Below are 24,070 nucleotides of genomic sequence, written 5' to 3' on the forward strand. Positions count from 1 at the left end.
CGCCAACGCAAAAACGTTGGCGTGTCGCGCAAACCAAAGTTTGCGCTTGGCGCGGGGTGGAGCAGCCCGGTAGCTCGTCAGGCTCATAACCTGAAGGCCGCAGGTTCAAATCCTGCCCCCGCAACCAGTTCATGCATAAATCGCTCATCACACCGATATAACAAGCTTAACCGCCAATCTTCCTCACCGCCTCTGTAACTCAGGGGCGGTTTTTGCGTTTAAGGGCGGCAAAAGAGCAAGCATTCCCGAAGCCGGCAAGCGTCGCTGAAAGTCTGGATATCCCGAAATGGTTTAGCGTACGAGAGCGAGTTGCTTCGTGCCGCCGGCAGGGCGAGCGCATTAAGCACAATGGCTCCGAGAGGAGCCACTATACAAAATCACACCATACTTTGTCGGCGCCAAGCTTTGATGGCGTTCTCCGTACCGGCTTTTGGTTCGGGTTCGTTCCAGCGTTCCCAAAATGCAATGGTCTGACTATCAGGCTTGTTATCGGGTTCCGTTATCCGCACCCTGGTCGGCAACAAGCTTGCGTCCCCGACGACCAAGGCTTCTCCGACATCTAGAACGGGCAACAGGTCACCGAAACTGCCAAGGCTATCTGGCAACAGTCGCTTAATTACATTTTGATCATCGACGTTGGTCAATCTCATGGCGATGACGTTGTTGCACTGACTGAGCACCGTTCGGTTTACCTCTGAGGGCCGTTGGCTGATGACTACCAGCCCAATACCGTACTTACGGCCTTCTTTTGCGATCCGCTCGAAGATCTCAACGGCCACGGAATCTCCGCTGTCAACCTGAGCACGCTCGGGGATATAGAGGTGCGCTTCGTCACACAGCATAGCGATCGGGTGCCGCTTGCTACTTTCCGTCCACACAGTGGTGGTAAAAATAATCTGCGCCAGCAGACTGACCATGAGAGGCAAGACGTCCGATGGCACTTCCGAGAAGTCGATAATTTTGACTCCTCCTTTGCCATCGACCTGCGAACCACGCCCGGCGACGATCTTATGAACCATCCCTGTCAGCCACTCCATTTTCATGCAGTCAGCCGGAGGCTGAAAAAGGAATGACAGGCGCCGGTCGCTTTTCTTGGCCTCCAACCTGGCCACGAGGCGGCTCAGTTTCCCGTGGAAGTCTCCCTGTTTATCACGCCCTGAGCTACCCGAGACCATCTCAACATTGAGGTCGCTCAAGACTTGGAGCACGGAATCTAGGTCAAAGGGCACGGGGCTATTGATAGTGAAGTTGTCGAGAATTTCCTTGTATTTTGGATCGACCAGAGCCGCTTTTTTGGCATCGGTAATCGTCCGGGTCATTACCATCGATTGGTTGGGCGCATTCTGATCGCTGCGATCAACGAACATTGAGACAAGCGCCTCGTATCCCAGCAACCAGTAAGGCAAATGCAGGACACCGTCATCCAGACCGCGCTTCCCTTCAATGTCTGAGGGGCCGGCCACCCTGAAATGCTGGAAAGCGTCGCCCTTCAATGGCCGATACTCGCCGTGAATATCGAAAAGGACCACATTCGCCTGCGGCAAGGCCGCGATCTGGTCCAGGAGTCTGGCCGTCGTCCATGATTTGCCGGAACCGGTGCTTCCGACAATCACTGCATGTCGCTGAAACAACTTGTTCCCGTTGAGGTAAGCAATTGCATCATCATCGAGTGTAAAGGTTCCCAGAGACAGTTTGGGGCCGTCCATTTCAACACTGGATATGACCTGCATAAAATTCGTCAACCGCTCACCCTCAAGGGAAAAACAGTTGGCTTCGATCTCCGGCACGGTTTCAAGCGTACGCCTGAAGAGATTTTTCTTCTGCCCGACCCGGTCCAGGAGCGTGCCTATCAATGTGATCTTCACGAGGTTGTTCGCCGAAGGCTCAAATTCCACCTCGACATCGGCCTCCGGGTCCAGGACTCGTTCCTCATGCTTACGCGTGATCCTTACCACGACGCCTATGAGATGTTGCCCTGGCTTGCTGCTTTGCAAGACCACCAGCCGATTGACCTGGAGGCGTTTCAGTCGGTCCAGGTCGCTAACGCGAATGGTCGCCGTGGCGGTATCAACGGATATTACCGTGCCGAGCGCTTCTGTATCCTCGTAGTTGAAGATTGTCATTATCCCCCCTTATGTCACCAGCTTGTTGAACCCGTGGAGTGCCCACAGGTCATGTTCGCCAACTATTTCCCCGCCAGGACAACTAGGGCCGTATACCCGACTTCCCCCATCATGGCGCTCGATTCCTAGATAATTTGTCCCGGCCTTCTCTTTCAGGAATGACTTCGCTTCCTCCGTTAACGTCCTCGCCAAGACAACGATCGGAACATTCTTCTCCCGGCATCGCTCTATAATCTTCGGGTGGATATGCTGGTCACGAAAGCCAAAGCCAACACTCAAGAAGGCGGAAGCCCGTTTCAAGGCGTCATCGGCACCATTGATCGTCGTACGGAACGGGTCTTCGTAGGTCTTCTCGTACTTGTTCAGCCCAGGCGTCACGATGAGGGGCACAATCCCGTTTTGGGGCAGTGTAAATACCGGCAAACCAATCGTACGATCATCCGAGGTGCGAAACCAGTCTAGGGAACCATGAACCTTCCAGATCTTGACGACACGCGCTTCTTTACCGCCCCGCTGGAAGCTGACGCCGCCAGTCGATTCCCATTTCTGCAGATATCCCGGGGCAAACCCGGTTTGGAAGAGCAAGCCTGCCGAGTTGCACGCGAATTCGACGACACGGTCATAGTTCGTCGTGACCACATTGACGATCGCGTTACTGCTTTTGAACAGGCCAGCGATGAGCGTTCCAAGGGGATATGCCGCCGGGTCAGATGTCAGGTTGCAATACAGTTCTAGGTCTTTTTCGTTCACGCACTTCCATGTCAAGCTGACGATCTGCGAAAGCAGGCCTGCAGGAAGGTTCTTGCCCTCCAATGCGGCTTCCAGATGATCTCCAGCCGTTAGTGCTGTCTTTACCAAAAGCCACGCGTCGGCTTCAGCCTCACCATTAGTCTCAATATTAGACATGAGGTATTTACTTAGGTCACCCATACTGGGTAGCCCATGGGGCATTGATGAGCCGCTTCCCAAAACAATAGTGGGATTGTTCTGAAAACACGTTTGCGCAATCTTGGCTATATTTTCCAAATTCATATTTCACGCCGTACCTTTGATTCGGGCTCCAATTTATGTGATATAAGTTTTACAATACGTCGACTGCACATGTTTTGGATAGTATGCGGTGATTTTCGGGGGCGCTTAACGCAATCGCCACTTTGGCTTGATCCAACTTCAGTCGAAAAATGTGGTGATGTGCACCTTGTTACGCCGTTTTAGATGGAGCGACGCAAGGTAGATAAAACGGGTTAAATCCATCCAGAACTGAACAAGTAAAGACAATCCGCCGGTTGGAAATACACTTAGCTTCTTGTTGGGAGCGAAATTATGGGTACCGGAAGAGCATTTGGCGTTGCCAAAGGAGACGCCCTCATCGAGGAGTTGTCTAGCCACTGACGTCCTGCCAGAGCTATTATAGAGCCTGGCAAGCGTAACGAGCGCGCTGACGTGCGGACCTTGATCTACACGGTCATCGGTAGGGCTTTGCTGCGTTCCCCATCGGAGCCGGTTGTTTCATGTTACCCAACTTCGCATCACTGGCGGTTTCAGAGAACTAACGAATACCAATGTTTTGGGACCTAATCGACCGGGCTCAGCCTGAAACAAGGTGCTAAAGAGAGTGGAGGCGCGAATCTCCAGTGTATTTTCAACCCAGTGGGGTAGAATTTTACAGGCGTATGTCATGGGAGGGTCGAATGCTTGGTATCAGGAACTGGTTCGTTCAATTGGCAATGCATACGGTTGTAGCTATTGGCGGGTTTGCTCTGTTGGCACCGTTGGCCCGGGCCCAGGTAAATACAAACACCATTCGTGTTGCCGTCCCGCAAGCCAAGGATGCGGCGACGGAACGATACATAGAAGCGTTTCGAAAGCAGGTTGGGCAGGCAGATTTCAAGATCGAGGAGGTGCCGGTCGGAGCCGGGACTTCCTATGCGCAAATCTTGGCATCGCTGAAGGAAGGTGGCTCGTCAATAGACCTTGCATTGGTACCGGCGGCAGTAATCCCGGATGTCCAGAGTGATCCGGCTTTCACATATACCTCGCTGATCTCGCAGCCCGGTCTCATCGACAACGCCAGCCAGAATTTCGCCGTCCAAAACTCTGTTGTCGGGGAGCTTGTTGCGACAGAATTGTCCGATTTCGGCCTGACGCTTGTGGGGTTCTGGAACCGTCCCCCTCAGGCCCTGTTCATGAAAACACCCCTTACGGGAGCCTATGACCTGAAGGGTGTGAAGGTCAGGATCACCGACGACACGAGTGGAGCGGTATTGACCAGCCTCGGCGCGAGTGCCCAAAGATTGCCCTTTGCCGAGGTTACTATGGCTTTGGTTGCCGGCTCGGTTGACGCTATCGAGGCCTCGTCACAGGGTCTCAGTAATGTTTCCGACATTTACAGGGCAATTCCGAACGGAAGGGTTCTCAACAACTACAGCCAGAACCAGGGCTTCCTTCTCGCGAATAGCACCAAGTGGGTGGGCTATTCCCAACGGCTCAGGTCAGCCGTTCAGGCAGCCGCCGGAGAAGGAAGCAAGGCATCGCAAACCCTGATAATCGACCAGGAGAGTACTCTTCCCAAGATGGCGGCGGAATTCGGCGTTTCGTACGTCTCGGTGAACTCCGAGGCATGGAGACCGATCAGTAAGACCGCGTCGGAAGCTTGGTTACAAAACATCTCGGAGGGTGGACGAAGTGATGCCTATCAGCAGCTTCTCCGAGTGAAGCAGGAAATCGACACCCGACGCGACCGGAGAGGCTCACTCGATCAAAAAATCCGCCCAACGGTGCTGTTCGCGACTAATCGCAACGATGAGAGCTCAGGTGATCTCGCAACACGCTTTGGTGTGTTGAAGGACGCCACAAACCAGCTGAGCTGTGGGGAAATCGAATTCGATACCAGCCCGCAACGAGAATTCGGACAGGTTTTTGGCGGGCGGCTCGGCCTCAAAGGTTCCACAATATGGCACAGGGCGACGGGCTGTGCCGATATGTTGGCCGCATCGGGCACGAACACAGGCCTCGTCGTGTATTTCCATGGCTATGCGAACACGTTCGCTGATGCCGCACGGCGAGCGATTGGGTTTTCACAGGACTTTGGTCTCTCCCAACCGGTGCTGGTCTGGTCTTGGCCGTCGGCTGGCAGCTTTGGAATGTACATCTTTGACCTGAACAGCGTGCAGTTCAGCGAGGAATACATCCGCCAAATGGTCGATGCGATGGAGCGGAAGGGGCAACTTTCGAACATCACGATCGTCGCGCACAGCATGGGGAGCCGGATGGCGGGGATTTTCCTCAAGCAGGTCCGCGCACGAAACCGTGACGTCAAAAACCTCATCCTAATCGCCGCGGACTACCCACCATCCATATTCGGCCAGCTCATCGCCTCGGAGGGCAGCGTTGCTGCGTTGAAAACGCTTTACGCCAACGAGAACGACAGCGCGCTGATCATCTCAAGAAAAATGAATGGCGAGAATCCCGTGGGCCTTGGCGGAAAATATCTGAAGCTTGTCCAAGGCATCGAGACTGTCGACGTTTCGGACGTGGCGGGGCAGGGTTGGGTCAACCACGCCCACGGATTCGAGGTGAAGCCGGTCGCAGATGATATTTCGGATCTCCTGAAGCGGAGGGTTGGGGCAGACATCCGCCAGCTACCTACCGCTTCTGTGAACGGCACGAAATACTGGACGATCAGGGGGAGCCCGCACTGAGCAAACCGAAGGTAGGCTCCACAGCTTAGTTCGAAACGGCAGAATGAGTGTGAAAGTGAACTTGCAGGCGCACACATTTTGGCAAGCGAAACCAATGGGGATGAGGCTTCACCAATAAGTTTGCCAGTTCGGATCCCTCAAAGCGTTCCCTCAAGATGGGCACAGTGCACCGGGGTATCGACCGAGTTTTAGAGAATTGCCAGCATTGGCTTGGGGGGCCTAGCGTTGTACCGCTCCGGAGATGCTTATGGGCGTAGCCAATTCATAGCGGTCACGAACTGTAGGGACTGTTTTGTTGCGGAGAATGCATTGCAGGTATGAATTTCCTCGCCTTTTGGTGCTCTGAAGTATGAGATGTCGGTCTAATTTTGGAAGGACATGATCAACCGCGGGCTTGGCCATAAAACCTATCGGTGTATAGTGGCCCTCTAAAATGTAGGTGGGGCCGTTTTGAACTTCCGAAGATTCCTGTTCTGCATGAGTTTGATCGTCGCGGCTGTTCAGCCGTTCCCTTCGGTCGCCCAGACGGTTTCTCAGTCGATCAGTGAGGTGCAGCTAAAGCTCCAGGAACAGGGTTATAATCCGGGTGTGGCTGACGGCATCTGGGGCAAAAAGTCGATCAACGCGCTTAAAGCATTTCAGAGAGCGAATGGACTGTCACCGTCGGGGGTCGCCGACGAGAGCGTGCTCGCGGTGATGTTCCCCGAAGCGCCAGTCGCGACACCGGATATAAAGGCACCTTCGACAAGCCCAGTGACTGGAAGGGCTGTTGAAACATCTCCCCTCACAGTTGTTCCGACTGGAGACAAGCCAACGGACAGACTAGAGCCACAGAAATCAGCGGCTGTTGGCGATCTAGCTAAGCCGCCAACTCTTGCCCTGCCCGCGATTCCGACTACGGCGGCCGACAAAAATGTGGTGAGCGAACCTACCGGAAGCGGGGTCTACGTTGTTTTAGCGATCGGGGCATTGATACTTTTCGTTGCATTTCGGCGGAAGAAAAAAACAAAACCACCTGCACAGCAGCCTGAAGCAGGTCAGGTGGCCGGAAAGCTCCAGTGGCCAGATAAGTCACACGGCATACAAACGGTCATTGGCGCGGATAAAGAGCGACTGGTTGAAGGACAGAGGCCAGCCCAACCTCCGACCACCATCGAACCCGCGCAACGCGCATCCCATCTAACCCTTCACAACGCAGCTACATGGGGCGAGCCGCGTTCGCCAACGGAGGCCGGACAGTCTACCAAGCCGTTCTTCGGGACGCTCCGTCGGGCCGACGGCGCGGGAGCTTTGGGCTTAGTAAGTAAGGCTAATACCGCCTCGGTCAGTCCGAACTGGCTGTCTGTCGGAATGATGACCTCGGTCGGCGGCGTGTCGGTTCATGGCGGGCTTATCTATGTCGGTTCATACCTCCCGAAGCAGAATTCCTCCCAGGAGAATGAAAATTGCCTGATTAACCCCAAGCTCGCGGTAGCGAAAAGGGGTGATCCTAACGGCCTGACCATGGGTTACTGGCCCTCATATTCGCAGATGACTCCTGAGGCTCGCAAATCCTACCTGGATTGGCTCGGCGGCACGCGCTCAGATCCGGCCACTTACATCGGCTATGTTTTTTTGTATCTCTATGGCCTCGAACGGCGATTGATGCTCGAAAACGACGTGCCGGACGCGGATATAGTGTTTGACGAGGTTCGTCGCCTCATTGGTATCTATGGAAGCAATAATTCATTCTATCGATACGCCCATGAACTGCTATCTGCTTACCAGATAAAGGCGCAGCCGCTGCTGGAGGATTTCATTCCGGATGTCGATGGTAACGGCTACGAGGTGCCAAATTCGATCAAAATGGCGCTCGGGTTGCGGGTGAGAGATGGTCGAGCCTTCGAGCCCGAGCTTCTTTTGAAGTTTGCAATGTCGCACCCCGAAACCCGCGTTAGGACGCCAGCGCGCCGCTCACCAGATCTTCTCAAGCAACTCTTTGATGAAGAGCTGGCGTCACTCCACCCGAGCGGCTTCAGGATAAAGGGCGGAAAATTCAAGATGCTGAAAGCCACCTACCGGGCGTGCAGCGGTTCGTTCACGGTTGATGTGCTGGCCTTGGGCGGATCGGTGCCTGACGTGTCCGGCAGGGCGGAGCCGATTACGACCGCAAGAAGGATCTTCGACGCCTGCACGGACAAACTGGACGAGTACAGTCGCGCACTAGGTCGATCGCCCGGCATGCTGCCGACGCTCAGCGCCATATCGAAACTTCCGCCTTCCCAACGATCGCAAGCCGCTCAACAAATCTCTGGAGGGCCGCTTGAGACTATGGAGTGTCTCGCGTCCCAGGCAAGACCCGTCAAAGTTGGCGAACTTCTGACCAGCCTTGATTTCGAAGTCGGCGTATCGATCGGAAAAAGTAAACTCAGAGAGATGTCGCAGATTTTGTCGGCATTTGGTTATGGCAATACCGCTGATCCTACCTATGCACTTAAACTTGTGGGTGCAGACGATCCGGTGCTGGTGTTCCGGTCGGAGGCAGCTGTTGACGTTACGCCTTCACCATCGCTTGCCTATCGATCCGTTCAGTTGTCGCTGATGCTGGGAATGCTGATTGGGTATGCCGACGCCCATCTCAACGACAGTGAGTATCGTGCGCTGCTGGAGCGTGCAGACGCGGCACCCGGTCTTACCGCTGACGAGCGGCTTCGCCTGAAATCAGAGCTGCGTCTCAGCAAGCTTGATCCGGAGCGCCTTGACGAATGGGCAAAGCGACTCAAGGATGTTCCCGAGGCTGCTCGAAGCGGCCTCGCAACGGAGCTTGTCGCCGTGGCGGCCGCTGACGGAACTCTGCATGCCAAAGAGGTGAAGAAGCTCGAGACCCTGTTCAAACGAATGGGTTTGGATCAGCAGACGCTATATCATTTGTTACACGAAAGCGGCAGCAGCAGGCAGCAGCGACCCGCGGACGACGACCTCAGTTTTGTCGTAGAGCCAGATTCAAAGCCGACTGGGGTTCCAATCCCGCCGCCGCCGTCACAACCGACACTCACGCGCATCGACGTCAGCAGGCTTAATGCGATCCGCAGCGAAACTCGTGTCACCGCGAGCGTTCTTGAAACTATTTTCGCGGAAGACGAGGGTGTCACGGAAACGATATCGCTGGAACGGCTCCCAGTGCCAGAAGAAAGCGATCTATTCGAAGGCCTCGAGCGCCGATACGGTTTCCTCGTATCCGAGTTGTCCAGCAGTCCGACATGGACATCTGCCGACTTTGAAAGTCTGGTACGGGCAGCGGGTCTGATGCCTGGCGCTGCCCGTGACGCAATCAATGAGTGGTCCATGGACCACTTAGATGATCTCCTTATCGAAGGCGAAGATCCGATCGCGATCAACGTCTATCTTCTTCCAGCCAATATTCAAACGTCAGGCAGCGCAAGCATTTCAGAAGGCATATCAGCATGACGATCAAGCCCACGCCGATCAAGCCACGCGACCGCGATACCATCATAAGCGCGCTGAGGGCAGGGGTCGTCCCACGCCTTGGGCTGCAGCATGTGCAGGTCGGCCGTCAGCGTGAAATCGAAGCTTTGATCCGGGATGTCGAGCGCATCGCTGAGGGCGGGGCCAGCATCAGGTTCGTTGTCGGGTCCTACGGTGCGGGCAAGACATTCTTCTTGTTCCTAATTCGGCAGATAGCGCTCCAGAGCAAGCTCGCGGTCTGCCAGGCCGATCTCGCGCCTGATCGGCGCATACATGCCACTGGCGGGCAGGCTCGGAACCTCTATGCGGAGCTGGCGCGCAGTCTTTCGACGCGCACGGCGCCAGACGGTGGCGCGCTCAGGAATATCCTCGAAAGTTACATTCAAAAGGCGACGGAGCGTGCAAAGTCGTCGGGCATCTCAATTGAGCTGTCCCTCACAGAAGGCCTCGGCGATATACGAGAGATGGTGGCGGGGTATGACTTTGCCACCGTGATCGTAGCTTACGCCCGCGGCTATGAGGATGGGAACACCACGCTTCAGGACAACGCCTTGAGGTGGCTTCGTGGTGAGTACTCCACGCGAACAGAGGCTAAGATCGATCTCGGTGTGAGAACCATCATTGACGACGCCTCATTTTACGATGGGCTGCGGTTGCTTGCCCGGTTTGTGAGATTGGCGGGATTTGGCGGGTTGCTGGTTTGCTTGGACGAATTGGTCAACCTTTACAAGCTCCAGAGCTCGCAGGCTCGGAAACAGAATTACGAGCAGATCCTGAGGATTCTGAATGACGTTCTCCAGGGAACCACCGAAGGCATCGGCTTTGTTCTCGGCGGCACGCCCGAGTTTCTTATGGATACCCGCCGTGGATTGTTCTCCTACGAGGCACTACAGACGCGACTTGCCGAAAACAGTTTTGCCATAAACGGCCTCGCCGATTATTCGGGACCTGTCATTAATCTGCCCAGCCTTACGCCGGAAGAGCTTTACCATCTGCTTGAGCGGCTTCGTGACGTTTTTGCAGGAGGTCACCCCGACAAATGGCTTGTCCCGGACGCGGCACTGACGGCTTTCATGGATCACTGCTCCAACAAGATCGGCGACGCGTATTTCCGGACGCCGCGCAACACAGTAAAGGCCTTCGTTGATCTTCTGTCGGTTCTAGAACAAAACCCCGGTACGCAATGGCATGATCTCATAGCTCAGGTTGACGTTCGGGAAGATCGTCTGGGCTCTCAAGACCTCGAGATCGCCGCTGATGGCGAGGACCCGGATGATGAACTTGCAACGCTCAGCCTTTGAACAGCTAAGTGAACCCGTCAGAAAGTGGATCTGGCAGCAGAAGTGGCCGTCGCTCCGAGACGTGCAGAATAAAGCCATTCCAGCCATCATGGCTGGCGGGGACGTTGTTATTTCGGCAAAGACCGCTGCAGGCAAGACGGAAGCGGCGCTGCTCCCGCTTCTCACCCGGATCAAGAACCGCGAAGATTTAGGGAATGGCTTTTCAATACTTTATGTCAGTCCGCTGAAGGCATTAATCAACAATCAGTTCCTCAGGCTTGAAGCTCTCTGCGAAGGCAGCGATGTTATCCTCAATAAGTGGCACGGTGACGTATCCGCTGACGCCAAAGCAAGAGCACGTAAGCGTCCTTCCGGGATCGTCCTTATAACCCCGGAGTCTCTTGAAGCGCTGCTCGTCCGGCGAGGTTCTGAAATCAAGTTCCTGTTTTCCAGCCTCGATGCGGTTGTCATCGACGAGCTACATGCATTTATCGGCTCCGAGCGCGGTATGCAGTTGAGCTCGATCCTTGATCGCATTGAGATGGCGACCGGACGGGATCGCATAGATAGGATCGGCTTGTCAGCCACGCTTGGCGACATGGGGCTTGCCGCAGAGGCATTGCGTCCGGGCAAAGGCGAGGCCGTGCAGCTCGTTCATGGTCTTGATGAAGGGAACGGGATAAAACTGCAGATCAGAGGCTACCTTTTGGGGGGGGAGCCGGAAGATGGGCAGGAAGGAAATGAGGAACTGCAAGAGCTCGATCCCGAGGAGGAAGAGCAAAAGGGTGATGAGAGCGAAGCTTTCGGCGTCCCCAAGAGGCTGGCCGACGACCTGTTTCGATTCCTCCGGGGTGACAGCAACCTTTTGTTTGCAGGTTCCAGACAGAAGGTGGAAATCTACGCGGATCGACTGAGACGGATGTGCGATGACGCGCATCTTCCCAATGAATTCTTCCCGCATCATGGCAGCCTTTCAAAAGGTGAGCGCGAAGATGTCGAGGTCCGGCTACGCGATGACCCCCGACCAACTACGGCGGTAGCGACGACTACACTCGAGCTTGGGATCGATATCGGTGACGTCCACAGTGTTGCCCAGATTGGGCCGGGCTATTCTGTTGCATCCCTGCGCCAGCGGCTTGGCCGATCCGGACGACGGGCCGGGAACCCGGCAATATTGAGGATCTTCGTAATCGAGCCGGGTGATACAAAGGGCGCTCACCCGATGGATCGTTTGAACCTCGACTTGATACAGTCGATTGCCATGGTTGAAAAAATGAAGGCAGGATGGTGCGAGCCGCCCGCGGAGGCTGGTCTCCATCTGTCGACACTCATCCATCAGGTCTTGGCCGTCATTTTGCAGACTGGGGGTATTCGCCCCGCGGCAGCGTGGAAAATGCTGTGCGAGCGGGGTCCTTTCCAAACTGTAGACAAAGTCCTGTTCGCTGACTTGCTCAGATGCATGGGGTCGCCTCAGAACAAATTCATTGAGCAGTCACCTGATGGACTGCTGATGATTGGCGAAATGGGCGAACGGGAGACGGAATCCCATGAGTTCTACCCTGTATTCGCCACCGATCGCGAGTATCGTATCCTCAATGAAGCCAAGGTCCTCGGCACTTACCCACTCACTTCACCAGTTGCGGCCGGTGAGACCATCATCTTCGGCGGACGTCGGTGGAAGATTCTGGCGATCGATGACGATGCCCGGGTGATAACCGTGAAACCCACTCGAGGGGGTAAGCCGCCCTACTTCTCGGGCGCGGGCGGCAACATTCATGATTGCGTGGTTGAAGAAATGCGCAGAATTCTGCTCTCGGATACCGCGTATCAATACCTGGACAAGACCGCCACCGCGCTGCTGGCTGAAGCGCGGCGTGCGTTTGCCGAGTTCGGGCTCGCTGAACGTTCCGTTATTCAATTCGCTGATGGAGCTTTAATCTTCCCGTGGGTGGGCACCAAGAAGCTTCAGACCCTTTCGCTTGCGCTGCTCTCTCGGAACTTCGAGGCCTCTCATTTCGGACAGGCGATAGACGTTCAGCAATGCAACATGGCTGGTGTCAACGCTGCGCTGGAAAAGATGTCCAACGGCGACGTGCCTGACGCGAGAACCGTAGCGGGGCGGCTGGCAAAGCCAAACATGGCGAAGTTCGATCACCTGCTCACCCCTGATCTAATGGCATTGGTCACGCTTAGGGAACGGCTGGATGTGCCGGCGTTGCAGGATGTCGCGCGACGCGTGATGCAGAGGGTGGCCACGGGATAGCTCCGGCCGCAACCATCAAAACTTTTCGATGACCGCAAATAGCGAGGGTATTTTGGATAGCATTTCTGGCTTGGGCACAACGGTACGCGACGGTGTGCTGCATTTGGCATCGCTGCTCCGGCTTCCTGAGGCTCCCGGCCTTTTTTGCGTCGCTCTCGTCGCTGTTCTAGTAATCGTCTCCACCTTCTTCGGTCTGTCGGTACGCGAGAAGAGTGCGCTCCTCAGGCGGGTCACAAGATTCGTTAAGCGCTATCCAGACGCGGCGTCGCTAAGACAGAATGTCGATGAGATCTCAAGAGAGATGGAGGGCTGGAAAGGCACGTCTGCCAAGCACCTACGTGAAACGTGGACGGAATTCCGCGAGACAACGCTGGATCCCAAGTCCGAGGGTGGCAGCATTCAGAATGCTGTCCGGCCATCAATGTTCTTCAATCTCGAAGACATGGGCTTTGGGGTGGCTGGTTGGCGATTCTGGCCAGGCCTGTTTGTCTCGATCGGCCTTGCTGCTACATTCCTCGGCCTGATCGCGGCTCTTCAGGAAACTGGGGAAAGCCTCAAGGCTGGAGGTGACCCCGCAATCGTTATGACCGCGTTGACGCAGCTGCTCACCGTTGCATCAGCGAAATTCATTATGTCGCTGACGGGGCTTTTGTGCTCGATCTTTTTCACGGTTATACTCCGTATTTCGACCCGGATTCTGGATGAGGCAATCCGAACGTTGGCGCACGAGATCGAGCGGCGGATGCAATTTGTCAGCCTTGAAGACATCGCTGAACAGCAGCTCAATGCGATCATCGCTCAACGCGAGCACTCCGAAAAACTCAACCGCGACCTCATCGCGGCAATCTCCGAGCCGTTGCAGAAGGCTGTTGGCTCGAGCGCGCAGCAGGTAGGCGAAATGGTTAAGGGCCTCGCAGGATCCCTGACGGATGGGCTTGTGGCCGCGATGACAATCACGAGTGACCGTTTGGATGCTGCGTCTGGAAAGCTTGCTGGCCTGGCCACCGACCTAAGTGAGGCTGCTGAAAGATTTGCGGCCGCTGCGGAAAGCACTGCTATTGGGCTGGATGGGGCGTCGAAGCGCCTGGAAATCGTGTCTGATAATCTGTCGAAGGCGGGCAATGGTCTGGCAAGTGCCGCCGAGCCAATTGCCATCGCCGCCGAAAGAACTGCCGAGACTACACAGCAGATCGCAACCGCATCCATCGAAATGGTTGACTCTGCCCGCACGGCGCTGGCGTCTGAAAAGGACGTGGTGATCAACGCGGCCAACGTGATTAGGGACCAGATCAAGTCTTTTGAGGCAAGGGCTCTTGCCTACGACGGGCAGCTCGAGAAGGCATTCCGGTCGTTTTCCGAGGAGATCACGCGGTCTATCAGCGAGGTCGAAAACCATTCCAACAACGTTCACGGCCAATATGCTGACGCGCTCGCGACCCTGCAGTCAGTTATTGAGAATGCAAAAACCTTCCAGCCTGAGAGCGCGAGGCCGATCGCGTGAGGGGCACTCGTAGGGGCCATTCCAGAGAGGAAGAGGAAGAATCCGTTTTCGTGTCGATGGCGGATATGACGATTAGCTTCCTTTTCATTCTAATGATCCTGCTCGCGTTTTTTGCAAGCCAGTTCAACGTCCAGGACAGTGTGCCTCGCCCGCAGTATGAAAAGCTGAGGATTGAAAAGGAGGACTTGGAGGCCGAGGTTCATGCCGTGGCAACAATCGTCGATGCTCCCGACCTCAAGGTCGAGGCGCGGGTGAGGGAGATGAAAGACGAGCTTGAGCGTCTGCGCCGTCTCGTCAGTCAACCCAACTCTCTTAACCAGATGGAAGTCTACAATTCGGCAGTGGCTGAGACCCGCAAGAACCTGCTGAACAGCCTGAAAGACCTGATCAACCAGCAAATTCCCGACGTGAATGTAACCGTCAGCGCGACATTCGATGCCTTGCAGTTCCGTGGTGACGGCCTATTTGAATCCGGACGTGAAAAGCCGACTTCGGCTGGAGGAAGCCGAATGCGGCAGATCGCTGACATTCTGGATGCTAACCTTTCATGTTATTCGCTGGGGCCTCGGAACGGCTATAGTGCCGACTGCAATCCAGCTTACGCGTTGATCGATTCCTTGCAGGTCGAAGGGCATACGGACAATATCGGTGGCGATGATCTGAACATGGACCTTAGCGCTAAGCGGGCGGCGGCGGTCTATTCGCTCATGACTCAGCAGAAGCCGGACTTAGTGATGTTCCTGAATAGAAACGCCCAGCCTGTGCTGTCAGTTGCTGGCTTTGGCAAAGGACGGCCGATGCAGGATAATCAGACGCGCGCAGGACAGGACGCAAACCGCCGCATTGATCTCAGGTTCATCATGGTCGTCCCATCGCGCGAGACAGACATTGAAGGCATCAAACGAGCCCTTGCGGGAAAGCAATGACACTTATCGAGGCTCTCCGAGAGAGGCCGCGCGTCAGGACCTCAGATTTTAGAAACACGGATGAGCTGGACGCAGCAGCGGCAGCCATACAGGCTGCCTTTCCAGGGTACGACAAAACGCCCAATCTCGCCTTAGATCAAATCATCGATTTACTGCGCACTAGCGTCAGCAACTGGGAGTGGAATGCCGTCAAGGTTGGTGATGTCGCGCTCGCGATTCGTGCGGCGTACACCAGTGATGCTGGTGTGCCTGTGGAAGTTGAGAAATTTCTCCAGCGGGAGATTTTGGCAACAACCAGCACCGCCATTCTTCAGGCGTCGTGCGAGGTATATATGAATGCCTGGGTGCGCGGGTCTCCATCTTCCATCTCACTCGCGCATTCCATCCGTGACCGTTCTGAACATTTGCCGGGGAGCTGGGCTAAATGTTTCAAAGCAATGCCGGAACTGCTTGATGCTGAGCACGCCCCCGAAGTTGTAGCGGCCAGACTTGTTGATAAATCCGATGCCTTCGATTGGCTTACCGCAGCAGGTGTCGTTGCGCCTCACTCGGGTAAGCTAATGAGACAGGTTCACTATGCCTGGCTTCATGCGTTGCCGGAGGCGAGTTCTGTCGAGGTCATTCAGCAGATTTTTGCCTGGGTCTTTCCAAAACAGCGCCCCTCGCTTGAGGGCGATCTTGCGGCATCCGCCGTTGAAAAACTGCTCAATCCCTGGCTTCGGTCGCATCCTCCGGCGGATGTCCGGGACATTCTTGTTCACCGCATCGTTGAAGCTTTCGGCGATCCGAGAAATCAACGTGCTGAGTTTTGGGCATTGGTCACTCCCGCCCATCGCAAAGTGGTCGTCCGCTGGCTAGCAGGGGAGAGCATCGACGCCTTGCTGGCGATTATAACTAAATCGACGCAGACACATATGTGGCCCCCGCGTCACGTATTCTGGAAAGGCTTGTACGATAAGGGCTTCGTCGAGGAGGCATGGGTTGCCTTGTCTCCCGCCGCCATTCGCAATGCGGCAGTTATGTTCGAGGAGACTAAGGACCCTGTCTACACCATGACGGGTAGCCAGATGGCGGGTGGGAACAGGAAGGACACCTGCCTTCTGATTATGCGAATTGGCCGCTACACTGTCGTCGAGGGATCGCACGACTACCGAATCCACGTTTTTGAGTCAGATGATCCAGCTGCGCCTTTGTTCTATCAGGATACGTATGATGCCGAAAAAATAATCCTTCCGGCCAACCACAGTGATACCCGAATTCACGATGGTTATGGCCATTGGCAACGGTGGGTCGAGCAGCGGTTGTTACGATGAATTGTCCGCAATCTTGCCTACGGCAAGACAAGCACTGATCTTCATATCATGGATGGCTGCGTTGCAGCTGAAAGCTTCGGAATTCGGGCCGGCTTCTGGCTGGCTGGAAATGTAGTTTTAGAGGATTGCCATCTGTCGCTTTTGCTCAACTTGGTTGAGTATTTGGAATATTTTTCAAACTTGAAGATGGTTTGAGAGTCATTTAATATACTCAGTATGACTGAGCAATCTGCATCACTGTTAAACCGACTAGAGAAAGACCTCCCCGAAGGGCTGGTCGTGGATGCCGCTTGGCTGGAAGACCACGGCATCGCCAGCAATCTGCGTGCTTACTACGTCAAGGCCGGCTGGCTGGAACAGCCGGTGCGCAGCGTCTACAAAAGGCCGCGCGGCACGCTGAGCTGGCAGCAAGTCGTCATCTCTCTTCAGACCCTGCTCTTGCGAACGCCGTTCTATGTCGGTGGGCGCACGGCATTGGAGCTACAGGGCTTTGCGCATTACCTCTCGCACGAGACTAAGACCATTCACCTCTACGGGCCGGAAAAGCCGCCGACATGGTTGGACAAGCTGAACCTTCCTCAGCGCTTTGTCTATCACAACAGCGCGACCCTCTTCCGGAATGATCCGATCACGCAGGGGCTTGGCAGCCTTGCCTGGAATATCGCGGACGGAACAGGCCGAGATCTCACCCGCTTTCAGGGCGGTAGCCTGACCTCGCTTGCGTGGGGGCAATGGGATTGGCCATTGACGCTTTCCCAGCCCGAGCGCGCCTATCTCGAAATGCTCGATGAATTGCCGCGCCATGAGAGTTTCCATCAGGCCGACATGATCATGCAAAGTGCCGCAAACTTCAGTCCGAGGCGGCTGCAAAAGCTGCTGGTCGATTGTGACAGCGTCAAGGTGAAGCGCCTGTTTTTCCTCTTTGCTGATCGTCACCGTCATGCATGGCTCAAGCGTCTGGACAAGGATGCTATCGATCTGGGCAAGGGCAAACGCATGCTTGTCCCCGGCGGCAGGCTCGATCCGGTCTATCTGATCACCGTGCCGGAGGACCTTGATGCCATTTCGTGACCAGTACCAGGGCCAGGTCAGGCTGCTCATGCGCCTTCTTCCCATCGTGGCGCGCGAAGCCTGTTTCGCGCTCAAGGGCGGAACGGCGATCAACCTCTTTATGCGCAACCTGCCGCGCCTCTCGGTCGATATCGATCTTATGTATCTACCGGTACATGACAGGCCGGAGGCATTGGCCGGGATCGATGCTGCCATGAAGCGCATCAAGGCGGCAGCTCTGGCGGAACTGCCCGGCGCCCGCGTCACTGAAAACATTCATGATGGTGCGATCCTGCGCCTTCTCGTGATTGCGGAAGGCACACAGGTCAAGATCGAAGTCTCGCCCGCATTGCGCGGCGTAGTCCATGAGCCCTCCACCATTCCGGTCACCGAGGCGGTTGAAGAGGCGTTCGGCTTTGCTGAAACCAGCGTCGTTTCTTTCGAGGACTTGTTTGCCGGCAAGCTGGTGGCGGCGCTTGATCGGCAGCATCCGCGTGACCTCTTCGATGTGCGAGGCCTGCTTGCCCATGAAGGGCTGAGTGATGATTTGCGCGAAGCGTTCATCGTCTATCTACTCAGTCACAACCGCCCCATGGGCGAGGTGTTGTCGGGCCGCGTCAAAGACCTCGCGAATGAATACAGCAATGGCTTCGAAGGCATGACCGAGGAAACTGTCGCAATCGATGAACTGGTCAAAACCCAGCATGAAATGATCGAGGCACTGATCGACGGCATGCCGGATCACCACCGGGAATTTCTGATCGGCTTCGAGCGCGGGGAACCGGACTGGTCCTTGCTGAAGATTGGCCATGTGGCAGAGCTTCCGGCCATCCGTTGGCGGCAGCGCAATCTCGACAAACTCCAGCCGGACCAACGTTCAGCCTTGGTCGAATTGCTGCGAACTTCCCTTGGACGGCGCGCATAGAAACTCCCGCTCCCTCGGCGTTGAACACCGGAAAGCAGCGTTATTGGGAGTGTCAACTGGGTAGGGGAAGGACTGCAAGATAAAGCGAACCGGGGTTCGCCCGAGCTGCGCTCGTAAGTGATTGTCTGCACATTGTTTTCCAGCCGGAAAACGGGAGAGGATCGCAATCCGCGATGTGAGATGAATTTTAGATCCGGCTGATCTTCTCTGTGAGCCTTGAGGATAGCGGGCATCTGCCGCGAGGTGCGCTACGCCGATCCACGCGGTTGCAAGTCTTTGTACGCTCACCTGCGATGACGGCAAACTGCTCCTTGCCACGCCCGGCATGGGCGCCGAATCTGCCCACATGGCAGACCGTGACGACAACAATTTCCGCATCAGACCGGGTCGACCGAAAAGCCGAGGTGGTACCGCCAACCTATACTCGAAGCCGTTCATCACCCAGGTCAAGATCGCCGTGCGCAAGGCGGGCGGGAATCCCGACCGGATTGGCGGGGAGCCGGGTCAGGGGAGCGGGCGCTTCAATGCCCGAGGCCGTGGTGCGAAACTCGCGCCGTCGTTTCCAAAGGACGGCGGAGGATGGACGCACGACGGCAGCGGTACGCGGTTCCGTTCGCGGCGTGTCGTCGTCAAGGCGCGGGTGGTCAAGCTTGCGCCGCAGCGGGGGCAGTCACGTGGCTTGAAGTTCCGGGTAGCGACAAGCAAGGCGGTCGATGCGCACCTGCGCTATCTGGAACGCGATGGTGTCACCAAGGATGGCGAGAAGGGCAGGGTCTATTCCGCCAGCGAGGATGAAGCCGATGGCAAGGCATTCATCGAGCGCGGACGCGACGACCGGCATCAGTTCCGGTTCATCGTTGCACCAGAAGATGCAGCCGACATGGCGGACATGCGATCCTTCACCCGTGATCTGATGAGGCAGATGGAAAGCGATCTGGATACCCGGCTGGATTGGGTTGCCGTCGATCACCACAATACCGGTCATCCCCATACGCATATCATCGTCCGGGGCGTGCTGGAGGATGGCCGCATCCTCAACATTGCCGGCGACTATATCGCCCATGGCGTCCGCCACCGGGCACAAGACTTGGTGACACTGGAACTGGGCCAGCAGAGTGAGTTGGAGGTCGCGGAAAAACTGCGCCATGAGGTAGAGGCCGAACGCCTGACCCGGCTCGACAGGATGCTGATCGCGGAGAGCCGGGAACAGGGGATCATCGACCTGCGTCCGGATCCTTCCGACAGCTACACAGTCCGGGCCAACCGAGCCCTTCTGATCGACCGGGCCAAGCGGCTGGAGCGGTATGGCTTGGCGGATGAGATCGACACCGGACGATGGTCAATCCGCGACGATGCAGAACAGACCCTGCGTGCGCTTGGTGAGCGGGGCGATATCATCAAGACTATGCACCGGGCGCTGGAGGATCACGGCCTTGCCGAAGAACGTGGTGCCCGCGATTACATCACCCATGGCAAAAGCATTGCCGAGCCTGTGGTCGGACGAGTTCTGGCCAAGGGACTGGCGGGCGACGAGATGAGCGACCGGTTGCATCTGGTCATCGATGGCGTGGACGGAAAAACCCACTATGTTGAAACCTCGGACATTGGCCGACTGGACGATCTCCAGCGCGGCCACATCGTGTCCATTGACCCGCTTCCGTCAAAGGCCGAGCCGAGAGCATCGGACATCAACATCCTCGATCTCGCTGCAAACAACGACGGCATCTATCGCCCAAGCGATCATCTGGAGCAGGCGAGGGCTAAGATCGAAAAGATCGGCGGTGATCCCGATGCCTTTATTCGCTCCCACGTCCGCCGCCTTGAAGCGCTGCGCCGTGCCGGACATGTCGAGCGGATCGATGCCGATTATTGGAAGATCCCGAATGATCTCCCCGAACGCGGCATGGCCTATGACGCCAGAGACCGGGCAAAGGATTTTACCGTCCGCACGCTGTCCACCCTCGACCTCAACAGACAGGTCGGCAGCGACGGCGCGACATGGCTCGACCGCGAGCTTGTCTCACGCGACCGCACGCCACTCGCGCAGGCGGGTTTTGGCCTGGAAGTCAGCGAGGCGATGGATCGTCGTCGCCAAAGCCTTGTCGATCAGGGACAAGCCGTGCGTCTCGACAATGGCAGCATTCGAGCGCCGAAAGATTTGCTGGAACGACTGGAGCGAACCGAGATCGACCGCGTTGGCCGGCAGATGGCGGCGGAGCGGGGACTGCCCTACACGCCGAGCAAACCGGGTGAATATGTCAGCGGATCATTGAAGGGCAGCGTCAACCTCGCCAGCGGGCGTTTCGCCATGCTCGATGATGGCATCGGCTTCCAGCTTGTGCCGTGGCAAGCGGCGCTCGACCAGCGGATCGGCAAGCATATCAGCGGTGTGGTGAAAGACGGCGGTGGGGTTGATTGGAGTTTTGCCAGGAAGCGCGGGCTGGGGCTGTAAGGAGGTTGCTATTCCCCGTCGTGGGTCTTTTGCGGGTCCGAAGCCTTTGCCAGCCGGACGCCGACCCCCTTGCCATCACTCTCTTCTATGAATTCGATGCCTGCGGCTTCAAATACTTCGCGTAACTTCTCTAATGTGGTGGGACGCAGTTCGTCGCCCTTTTCGAAGCGGGAAATTGTTTGCGTCGAGAGGCTGGCAATTTTAGCCAGATCACGGACGCCCCAACCCAAAGCTGTGCGCGCTAATCTGCACTGGAGCTCGTTCATTTCACAACATTGTAGTGATTTATATTGCGCATTTTGCCTCTGCTGTGTAATCTCTTTTGCTAAACGGCTGAACAATGTGTGGGCCACATTGCTCAGCCTGACCGTAAACCAAGTTGATAGGAACTCGGATCATGGCTGATTCCGACAATAGCAGAACTTTGCCTGTCGTCACGCGACGCAGATTGCTATCCACGTCGGCGACGTGGCTGGCGGCACAGGTCGGGGATGTGAATGCGGCGCTTCATCCTGAAAACGGCCGACCAGACAATGGCGATCCAACATTGATGTTGTGGCAAGACTGGCGGGGGGCCCATGATCAGGTCGAGAAATTCTGCCGAAGGCAGCAGCGGCTGGAAACCGCACTGATAGATCAGGTCGGGTTTCCCCATGTTGATATTGCCGTGCCGGATCAGGATTGCGTGGTCGCGGCGTTCACAATGGAGGAGATCGAGCGCCGATTTAGCGATGCGCCCGAAAATGCCGAAGCAAAGATGCGTGCGAAGGCGATTTTGGTCGAGCGACAAGCCGCTTGGGACGCACTTGACGAGCGGTTGGGATATACCCGCGCCAAGCAGGCGGAGGAGAAAGCCTTCGCGATGCGCGAGGAAAGATTGAACGATCTGTTTTCGCAACCGGCTCGATCGGTTGCCGGTGTGGCGGCAAAGCTTCACACTATTCTTGCGATGGGAGAAGACAGTCCAGGCGACGAATATCCATGGCCGCAAATTCGGGCTGCGATGACGGACCTCCTAAGTCTGGGTAGCACACCTTCGGATATTTGATTGGTCTCACGCTGCAAATGTCCGCTTTGCGCCTCCCACTCCGGCCAACCACCTCGGCGTCGGCCGAATACCGAAAGCAGACCTCCTTCTTTGGTAGGTGCTACGGCTAAGTGGGTGGATTCCCGCCCAACCGCTTTTTACCGGCGATTTGGCAAAGCGGCCAATGAAGTGGTCGCCGAACTTCAACTCATTGGGGGAACTGGCGAAGGGTGGAATGTCAATCCCACTTCATGATAGCAAGCCTATCGCCAATGATGAACGCGACGTCAGGAGCGACCGGTGGGAGGTTGCAACAACCCGAACCACCGAATAGGTGAGCTAGAGCGCATGAGGAAACGCGACGAATGAACATCCGAAGCCCACAGAAACACAACCTGAAGGCTCACCTGACGGAAGTTGTAAAACGATTTTCCGACATCACCGAGATCTATCTGTTTGGCTCTCGCGCCTACAACACCGGTAGCCTCCGGTCAGATTGCGATCTCCTCGTTCGCGTATCCGATACCGGCAGGGTTCAGGGCTCGGCGCTGAGGGACTATTCGTTGGAGGAGTGCCCTCCCATCGATTTTTTCCTAGCCATCGGTGGACGCGCGATCAGTTGCTCCAATGACAGCTCGGTTGGTGCTCCCACGTTCGACGACCTCGTCAAGAAACTTGATGCGATCCTTTTGTGGTCAAAAGCAGCTGGGTTTACGGACTTTGAGTTCAGCATCGAAGCCAAGTGGGTTTTTGAGACCACCCGATATGGCAAATTCCATGCCAGCAGCCTGCCGGACTCGGCATATTCCGAGGATAGCTGGCAGACGGTCCTGAAGCGCACCGAGGACGAGCATCTGCCGGTGCGGCCGTTTATGGGCGATACGGTCGACAAGGTTGTCGCTCAGATTACCGAAGTCGCGAAGCGCATGGTCATGCGAAAGTCTGACCTTGGCGGCAATGGTCAGGCGAGAGCCGGTTGGACCGTTAACATCAAGGACGAGTACGACTGCCAGAACCTATTTTGGACGGTTGCGAAGCCATGGTTACCCGGGCTTGAGAAAGAACCCTTCATCATTCACTATCAGAACCAGGACAAAAATGCTGATTTCGCGCTCGCGGACGGTCGAATAATCGTAGAATTCAAGCTCGTTGAATCGGAGGCCAAGAAGCGCGAGGTGCTGAAGGACCTAGCAGGATTATCTAATTTCTACCGCCGCAACGGTAACATCCGCTGCCTTCTGATGCTAATCTTCTACCGGGAGGCTGCGCGTTTCGACACTCTTCAAATCGAGAACGATTACACGTTCTTCCACACTCGCCCCAGCATCGTGACGCATCTAATAAAAATTCCAGATTGATGGATTAGTTGAGGCGTCACCAATCTGATGGCGGTTACGTACACCTTCGTTGGGTAGATTTTCGCCGTTCAGCTTATATGAGGTCAGCCGCCCCTTATGTGGAGCGGTGGTTCAAGCGACGACGCAACGGGCGAAGATTTTCGCTGTTCCTTCGACCCTTTGCGACACCCTACGACGGGCGGTGAATTCCTGCTTTTCCTGGTCCTGTGTCTGGTTCTAACATGGTCTTTCCATCCGGGAAAGGCAGGTCGAACATGGACGGAGACGAGAAAGGGCAGGGGGCGGCGAACGACAATACACGCCCTGCCGGCAGCGCGGACGGCGGTGCTGAAGAACCGGGTCGTGCCACCGATGAACGCCTCGAACGGGTCGTCATCGACATTGCCCGCCTGATCGGACGGCAGATGGCACGGGCGGACCATGCGGCACGGGTCGCGGCCAACGACAACGGCGACGACCGTGCCGTCAGAGGTGAACCCGAGGCGGAATAGTATCGCTGTCACCGTCTGTAAACCGCCTAAAACGGCTTGCGCCAGGCCGAGGCTTGCGCATACGATTCCGACCGAGACGGAAACCTCCTTTGCTTGTCTGCGGGAAGTGGGCCAGGTCGAAGCCACTCCCTCAAGGCCCAAGCCGCTTTGCGGTGGCGCGTGCCGCGCCAGCCTTGACCGAGCGTCTTCGACCCG

General features: G+C 56.2%; 16 protein-coding genes and 1 tRNA gene. 14 read left to right on the plus strand and 3 right to left on the minus strand.

Going from position 1 to position 24,070, the window contains the following annotated elements; genetic code table 11:
- Positions 1 to 50 precede the first annotated feature (50 nt).
- Positions 51 to 127, plus strand: a tRNA-Met gene (locus GVK95_RS00005).
- 250 nt (positions 128 to 377) lie between these two features.
- On the opposite strand, the gene GVK95_RS00010 is transcribed toward GVK95_RS00005, so the two are convergent.
- The gene (locus tag GVK95_RS00010) at positions 378 to 2,123 is read right to left on the minus strand and encodes an ATP-binding protein (protein ID WP_159945789.1); all 1,746 of its coding nucleotides are present in this window, start codon (positions 2,121 to 2,123) and stop codon (positions 378 to 380) included.
- Positions 2,124 to 2,132: 9 nt separating this feature from the next.
- Positions 2,133 to 3,155, minus strand: a complete 1,023-nt coding sequence (locus GVK95_RS00015) for an SIR2 family protein (protein ID WP_156592322.1) — start codon at positions 3,153 to 3,155, stop codon at positions 2,133 to 2,135.
- Between the two features lie 659 nt (positions 3,156 to 3,814).
- Here GVK95_RS00015 and dctP point away from each other — a divergent pair.
- The 10 genes from dctP to GVK95_RS00065 all read left to right on the plus strand — a co-directional run bounded on the left by dctP (position 3,815) and on the right by GVK95_RS00065 (position 20,999).
- Positions 3,815 to 5,824, plus strand: coding sequence for a TRAP transporter substrate-binding protein DctP (gene dctP / locus GVK95_RS00020; protein ID WP_159945791.1), 2,010 nt, complete (start codon positions 3,815 to 3,817; stop codon positions 5,822 to 5,824).
- A gap of 477 nt (positions 5,825 to 6,301) precedes the next feature.
- The gene (locus GVK95_RS00025; RefSeq protein WP_159945792.1) at positions 6,302 to 9,271 is read left to right on the plus strand and encodes a TerB N-terminal domain-containing protein; all 2,970 of its coding nucleotides are present in this window, start codon (positions 6,302 to 6,304) and stop codon (positions 9,269 to 9,271) included.
- Positions 9,268 to 10,590, plus strand: coding sequence for an ATP-binding protein (locus tag GVK95_RS00030; RefSeq protein WP_156592325.1), 1,323 nt, complete (start codon positions 9,268 to 9,270; stop codon positions 10,588 to 10,590). The genes GVK95_RS00025 and GVK95_RS00030 overlap by 4 nt, the downstream gene beginning before the upstream one ends.
- Positions 10,562 to 12,832 (plus strand): DEAD/DEAH box helicase, encoded by a 2,271-nt coding sequence (locus GVK95_RS00035; protein WP_159945794.1) that lies wholly within the window; start codon positions 10,562 to 10,564, stop codon positions 12,830 to 12,832. Before GVK95_RS00030 ends, GVK95_RS00035 begins: the two co-directional genes overlap by 29 nt.
- Positions 12,833 to 12,860: 28 nt before the next feature.
- A complete protein-coding gene (locus GVK95_RS00040; RefSeq protein WP_159945796.1) occupies positions 12,861 to 14,333 on the plus strand; it encodes a methyl-accepting chemotaxis protein in 1,473 nt (490 codons plus the stop codon).
- A 56-nt stretch (positions 14,334 to 14,389) separates the two neighbouring features.
- On the plus strand, positions 14,390 to 15,259 hold the full coding sequence (locus tag GVK95_RS00045; protein ID WP_156592499.1) for an OmpA family protein: 870 nt from the start codon (positions 14,390 to 14,392) through the stop codon (positions 15,257 to 15,259).
- Positions 15,256 to 16,572, plus strand: coding sequence for an EH signature domain-containing protein (locus GVK95_RS00050; protein WP_159945797.1), 1,317 nt, complete (start codon positions 15,256 to 15,258; stop codon positions 16,570 to 16,572). Before GVK95_RS00045 ends, GVK95_RS00050 begins: the two co-directional genes overlap by 4 nt.
- Positions 16,573 to 16,788: 216 nt before the next feature.
- The gene (locus tag GVK95_RS00055; RefSeq protein WP_159945799.1) at positions 16,789 to 17,643 is read left to right on the plus strand and encodes a type IV toxin-antitoxin system AbiEi family antitoxin domain-containing protein; all 855 of its coding nucleotides are present in this window, start codon (positions 16,789 to 16,791) and stop codon (positions 17,641 to 17,643) included.
- On the plus strand, positions 17,630 to 18,547 hold the full coding sequence (locus tag GVK95_RS00060; RefSeq protein WP_159945801.1) for a nucleotidyl transferase AbiEii/AbiGii toxin family protein: 918 nt from the start codon (positions 17,630 to 17,632) through the stop codon (positions 18,545 to 18,547). Before GVK95_RS00055 ends, GVK95_RS00060 begins: the two co-directional genes overlap by 14 nt.
- Positions 18,548 to 18,893: 346 nt before the next feature.
- A complete protein-coding gene (locus tag GVK95_RS00065; RefSeq protein WP_159945803.1) occupies positions 18,894 to 20,999 on the plus strand; it encodes a DUF3363 domain-containing protein in 2,106 nt (701 codons plus the stop codon).
- Positions 21,000 to 21,007: 8 nt separating this feature from the next.
- Here GVK95_RS00065 and GVK95_RS00070 read toward each other — a convergent pair whose 3' ends face one another.
- The gene (locus GVK95_RS00070; protein WP_159947402.1) at positions 21,008 to 21,265 is read right to left on the minus strand and encodes a helix-turn-helix transcriptional regulator; all 258 of its coding nucleotides are present in this window, start codon (positions 21,263 to 21,265) and stop codon (positions 21,008 to 21,010) included.
- Positions 21,266 to 21,396: 131 nt separating this feature from the next.
- Here GVK95_RS00070 and GVK95_RS00075 point away from each other — a divergent pair, with 131 nt between their 5' ends.
- From GVK95_RS00075 to GVK95_RS00085, 3 genes are all read left to right on the plus strand, one after another.
- The gene (locus tag GVK95_RS00075; protein ID WP_159945805.1) at positions 21,397 to 22,047 is read left to right on the plus strand and encodes a hypothetical protein; all 651 of its coding nucleotides are present in this window, start codon (positions 21,397 to 21,399) and stop codon (positions 22,045 to 22,047) included.
- A 344-nt stretch (positions 22,048 to 22,391) separates the two neighbouring features.
- Positions 22,392 to 23,384, plus strand: a complete 993-nt coding sequence (locus GVK95_RS00080; protein ID WP_159945807.1) for a nucleotidyltransferase domain-containing protein — start codon at positions 22,392 to 22,394, stop codon at positions 23,382 to 23,384.
- A gap of 254 nt (positions 23,385 to 23,638) precedes the next feature.
- Positions 23,639 to 23,875, plus strand: coding sequence for a hypothetical protein (locus GVK95_RS00085; RefSeq protein ID WP_159945809.1), 237 nt, complete (start codon positions 23,639 to 23,641; stop codon positions 23,873 to 23,875).
- The last annotated feature ends 195 nt before the right edge of the window (positions 23,876 to 24,070 follow it).

This window comes from Rhizobium sp. 18065, from assembly GCF_902706095.1.
GTDB lineage: Bacteria > Pseudomonadota > Alphaproteobacteria > Rhizobiales > Rhizobiaceae > Allorhizobium.

Coding starts and splice junctions, on each gene's coding strand:
- dctP (WP_159945791.1), top strand. CDS start 3,815: ATGCTTGGTATCAGGAACTGGTTCGTTCAATTGGCAATGCATACGGTT.
- GVK95_RS00025 (WP_159945792.1), top strand. CDS start 6,302: ATGAGTTTGATCGTCGCGGCTGTTCAGCCGTTCCCTTCGGTCGCCCAG.
- GVK95_RS00075 (WP_159945805.1), top strand. CDS start 21,397: ATGGCTGATTCCGACAATAGCAGAACTTTGCCTGTCGTCACGCGACGC.
- GVK95_RS00015 (WP_156592322.1), bottom strand. CDS start 3,155: ATGAATTTGGAAAATATAGCCAAGATTGCGCAAACGTGTTTTCAGAAC.
- GVK95_RS00040 (WP_159945796.1), top strand. CDS start 12,861: ATGACCGCAAATAGCGAGGGTATTTTGGATAGCATTTCTGGCTTGGGC.
- GVK95_RS00030 (WP_156592325.1), top strand. CDS start 9,268: ATGACGATCAAGCCCACGCCGATCAAGCCACGCGACCGCGATACCATC.
- GVK95_RS00045 (WP_156592499.1), top strand. CDS start 14,390: ATGGCGGATATGACGATTAGCTTCCTTTTCATTCTAATGATCCTGCTC.
- GVK95_RS00010 (WP_159945789.1), bottom strand. CDS start 2,123: ATGACAATCTTCAACTACGAGGATACAGAAGCGCTCGGCACGGTAATA.
- GVK95_RS00050 (WP_159945797.1), top strand. CDS start 15,256: ATGACACTTATCGAGGCTCTCCGAGAGAGGCCGCGCGTCAGGACCTCA.
- GVK95_RS00080 (WP_159945807.1), top strand. CDS start 22,392: ATGAACATCCGAAGCCCACAGAAACACAACCTGAAGGCTCACCTGACG.
- GVK95_RS00065 (WP_159945803.1), top strand. CDS start 18,894: ATGGCAGACCGTGACGACAACAATTTCCGCATCAGACCGGGTCGACCG.
- GVK95_RS00055 (WP_159945799.1), top strand. CDS start 16,789: ATGACTGAGCAATCTGCATCACTGTTAAACCGACTAGAGAAAGACCTC.
- GVK95_RS00070 (WP_159947402.1), bottom strand. CDS start 21,265: ATGAACGAGCTCCAGTGCAGATTAGCGCGCACAGCTTTGGGTTGGGGC.
- GVK95_RS00060 (WP_159945801.1), top strand. CDS start 17,630: ATGCCATTTCGTGACCAGTACCAGGGCCAGGTCAGGCTGCTCATGCGC.
- GVK95_RS00085 (WP_159945809.1), top strand. CDS start 23,639: ATGGACGGAGACGAGAAAGGGCAGGGGGCGGCGAACGACAATACACGC.
- GVK95_RS00035 (WP_159945794.1), top strand. CDS start 10,562: ATGATGAACTTGCAACGCTCAGCCTTTGAACAGCTAAGTGAACCCGTC.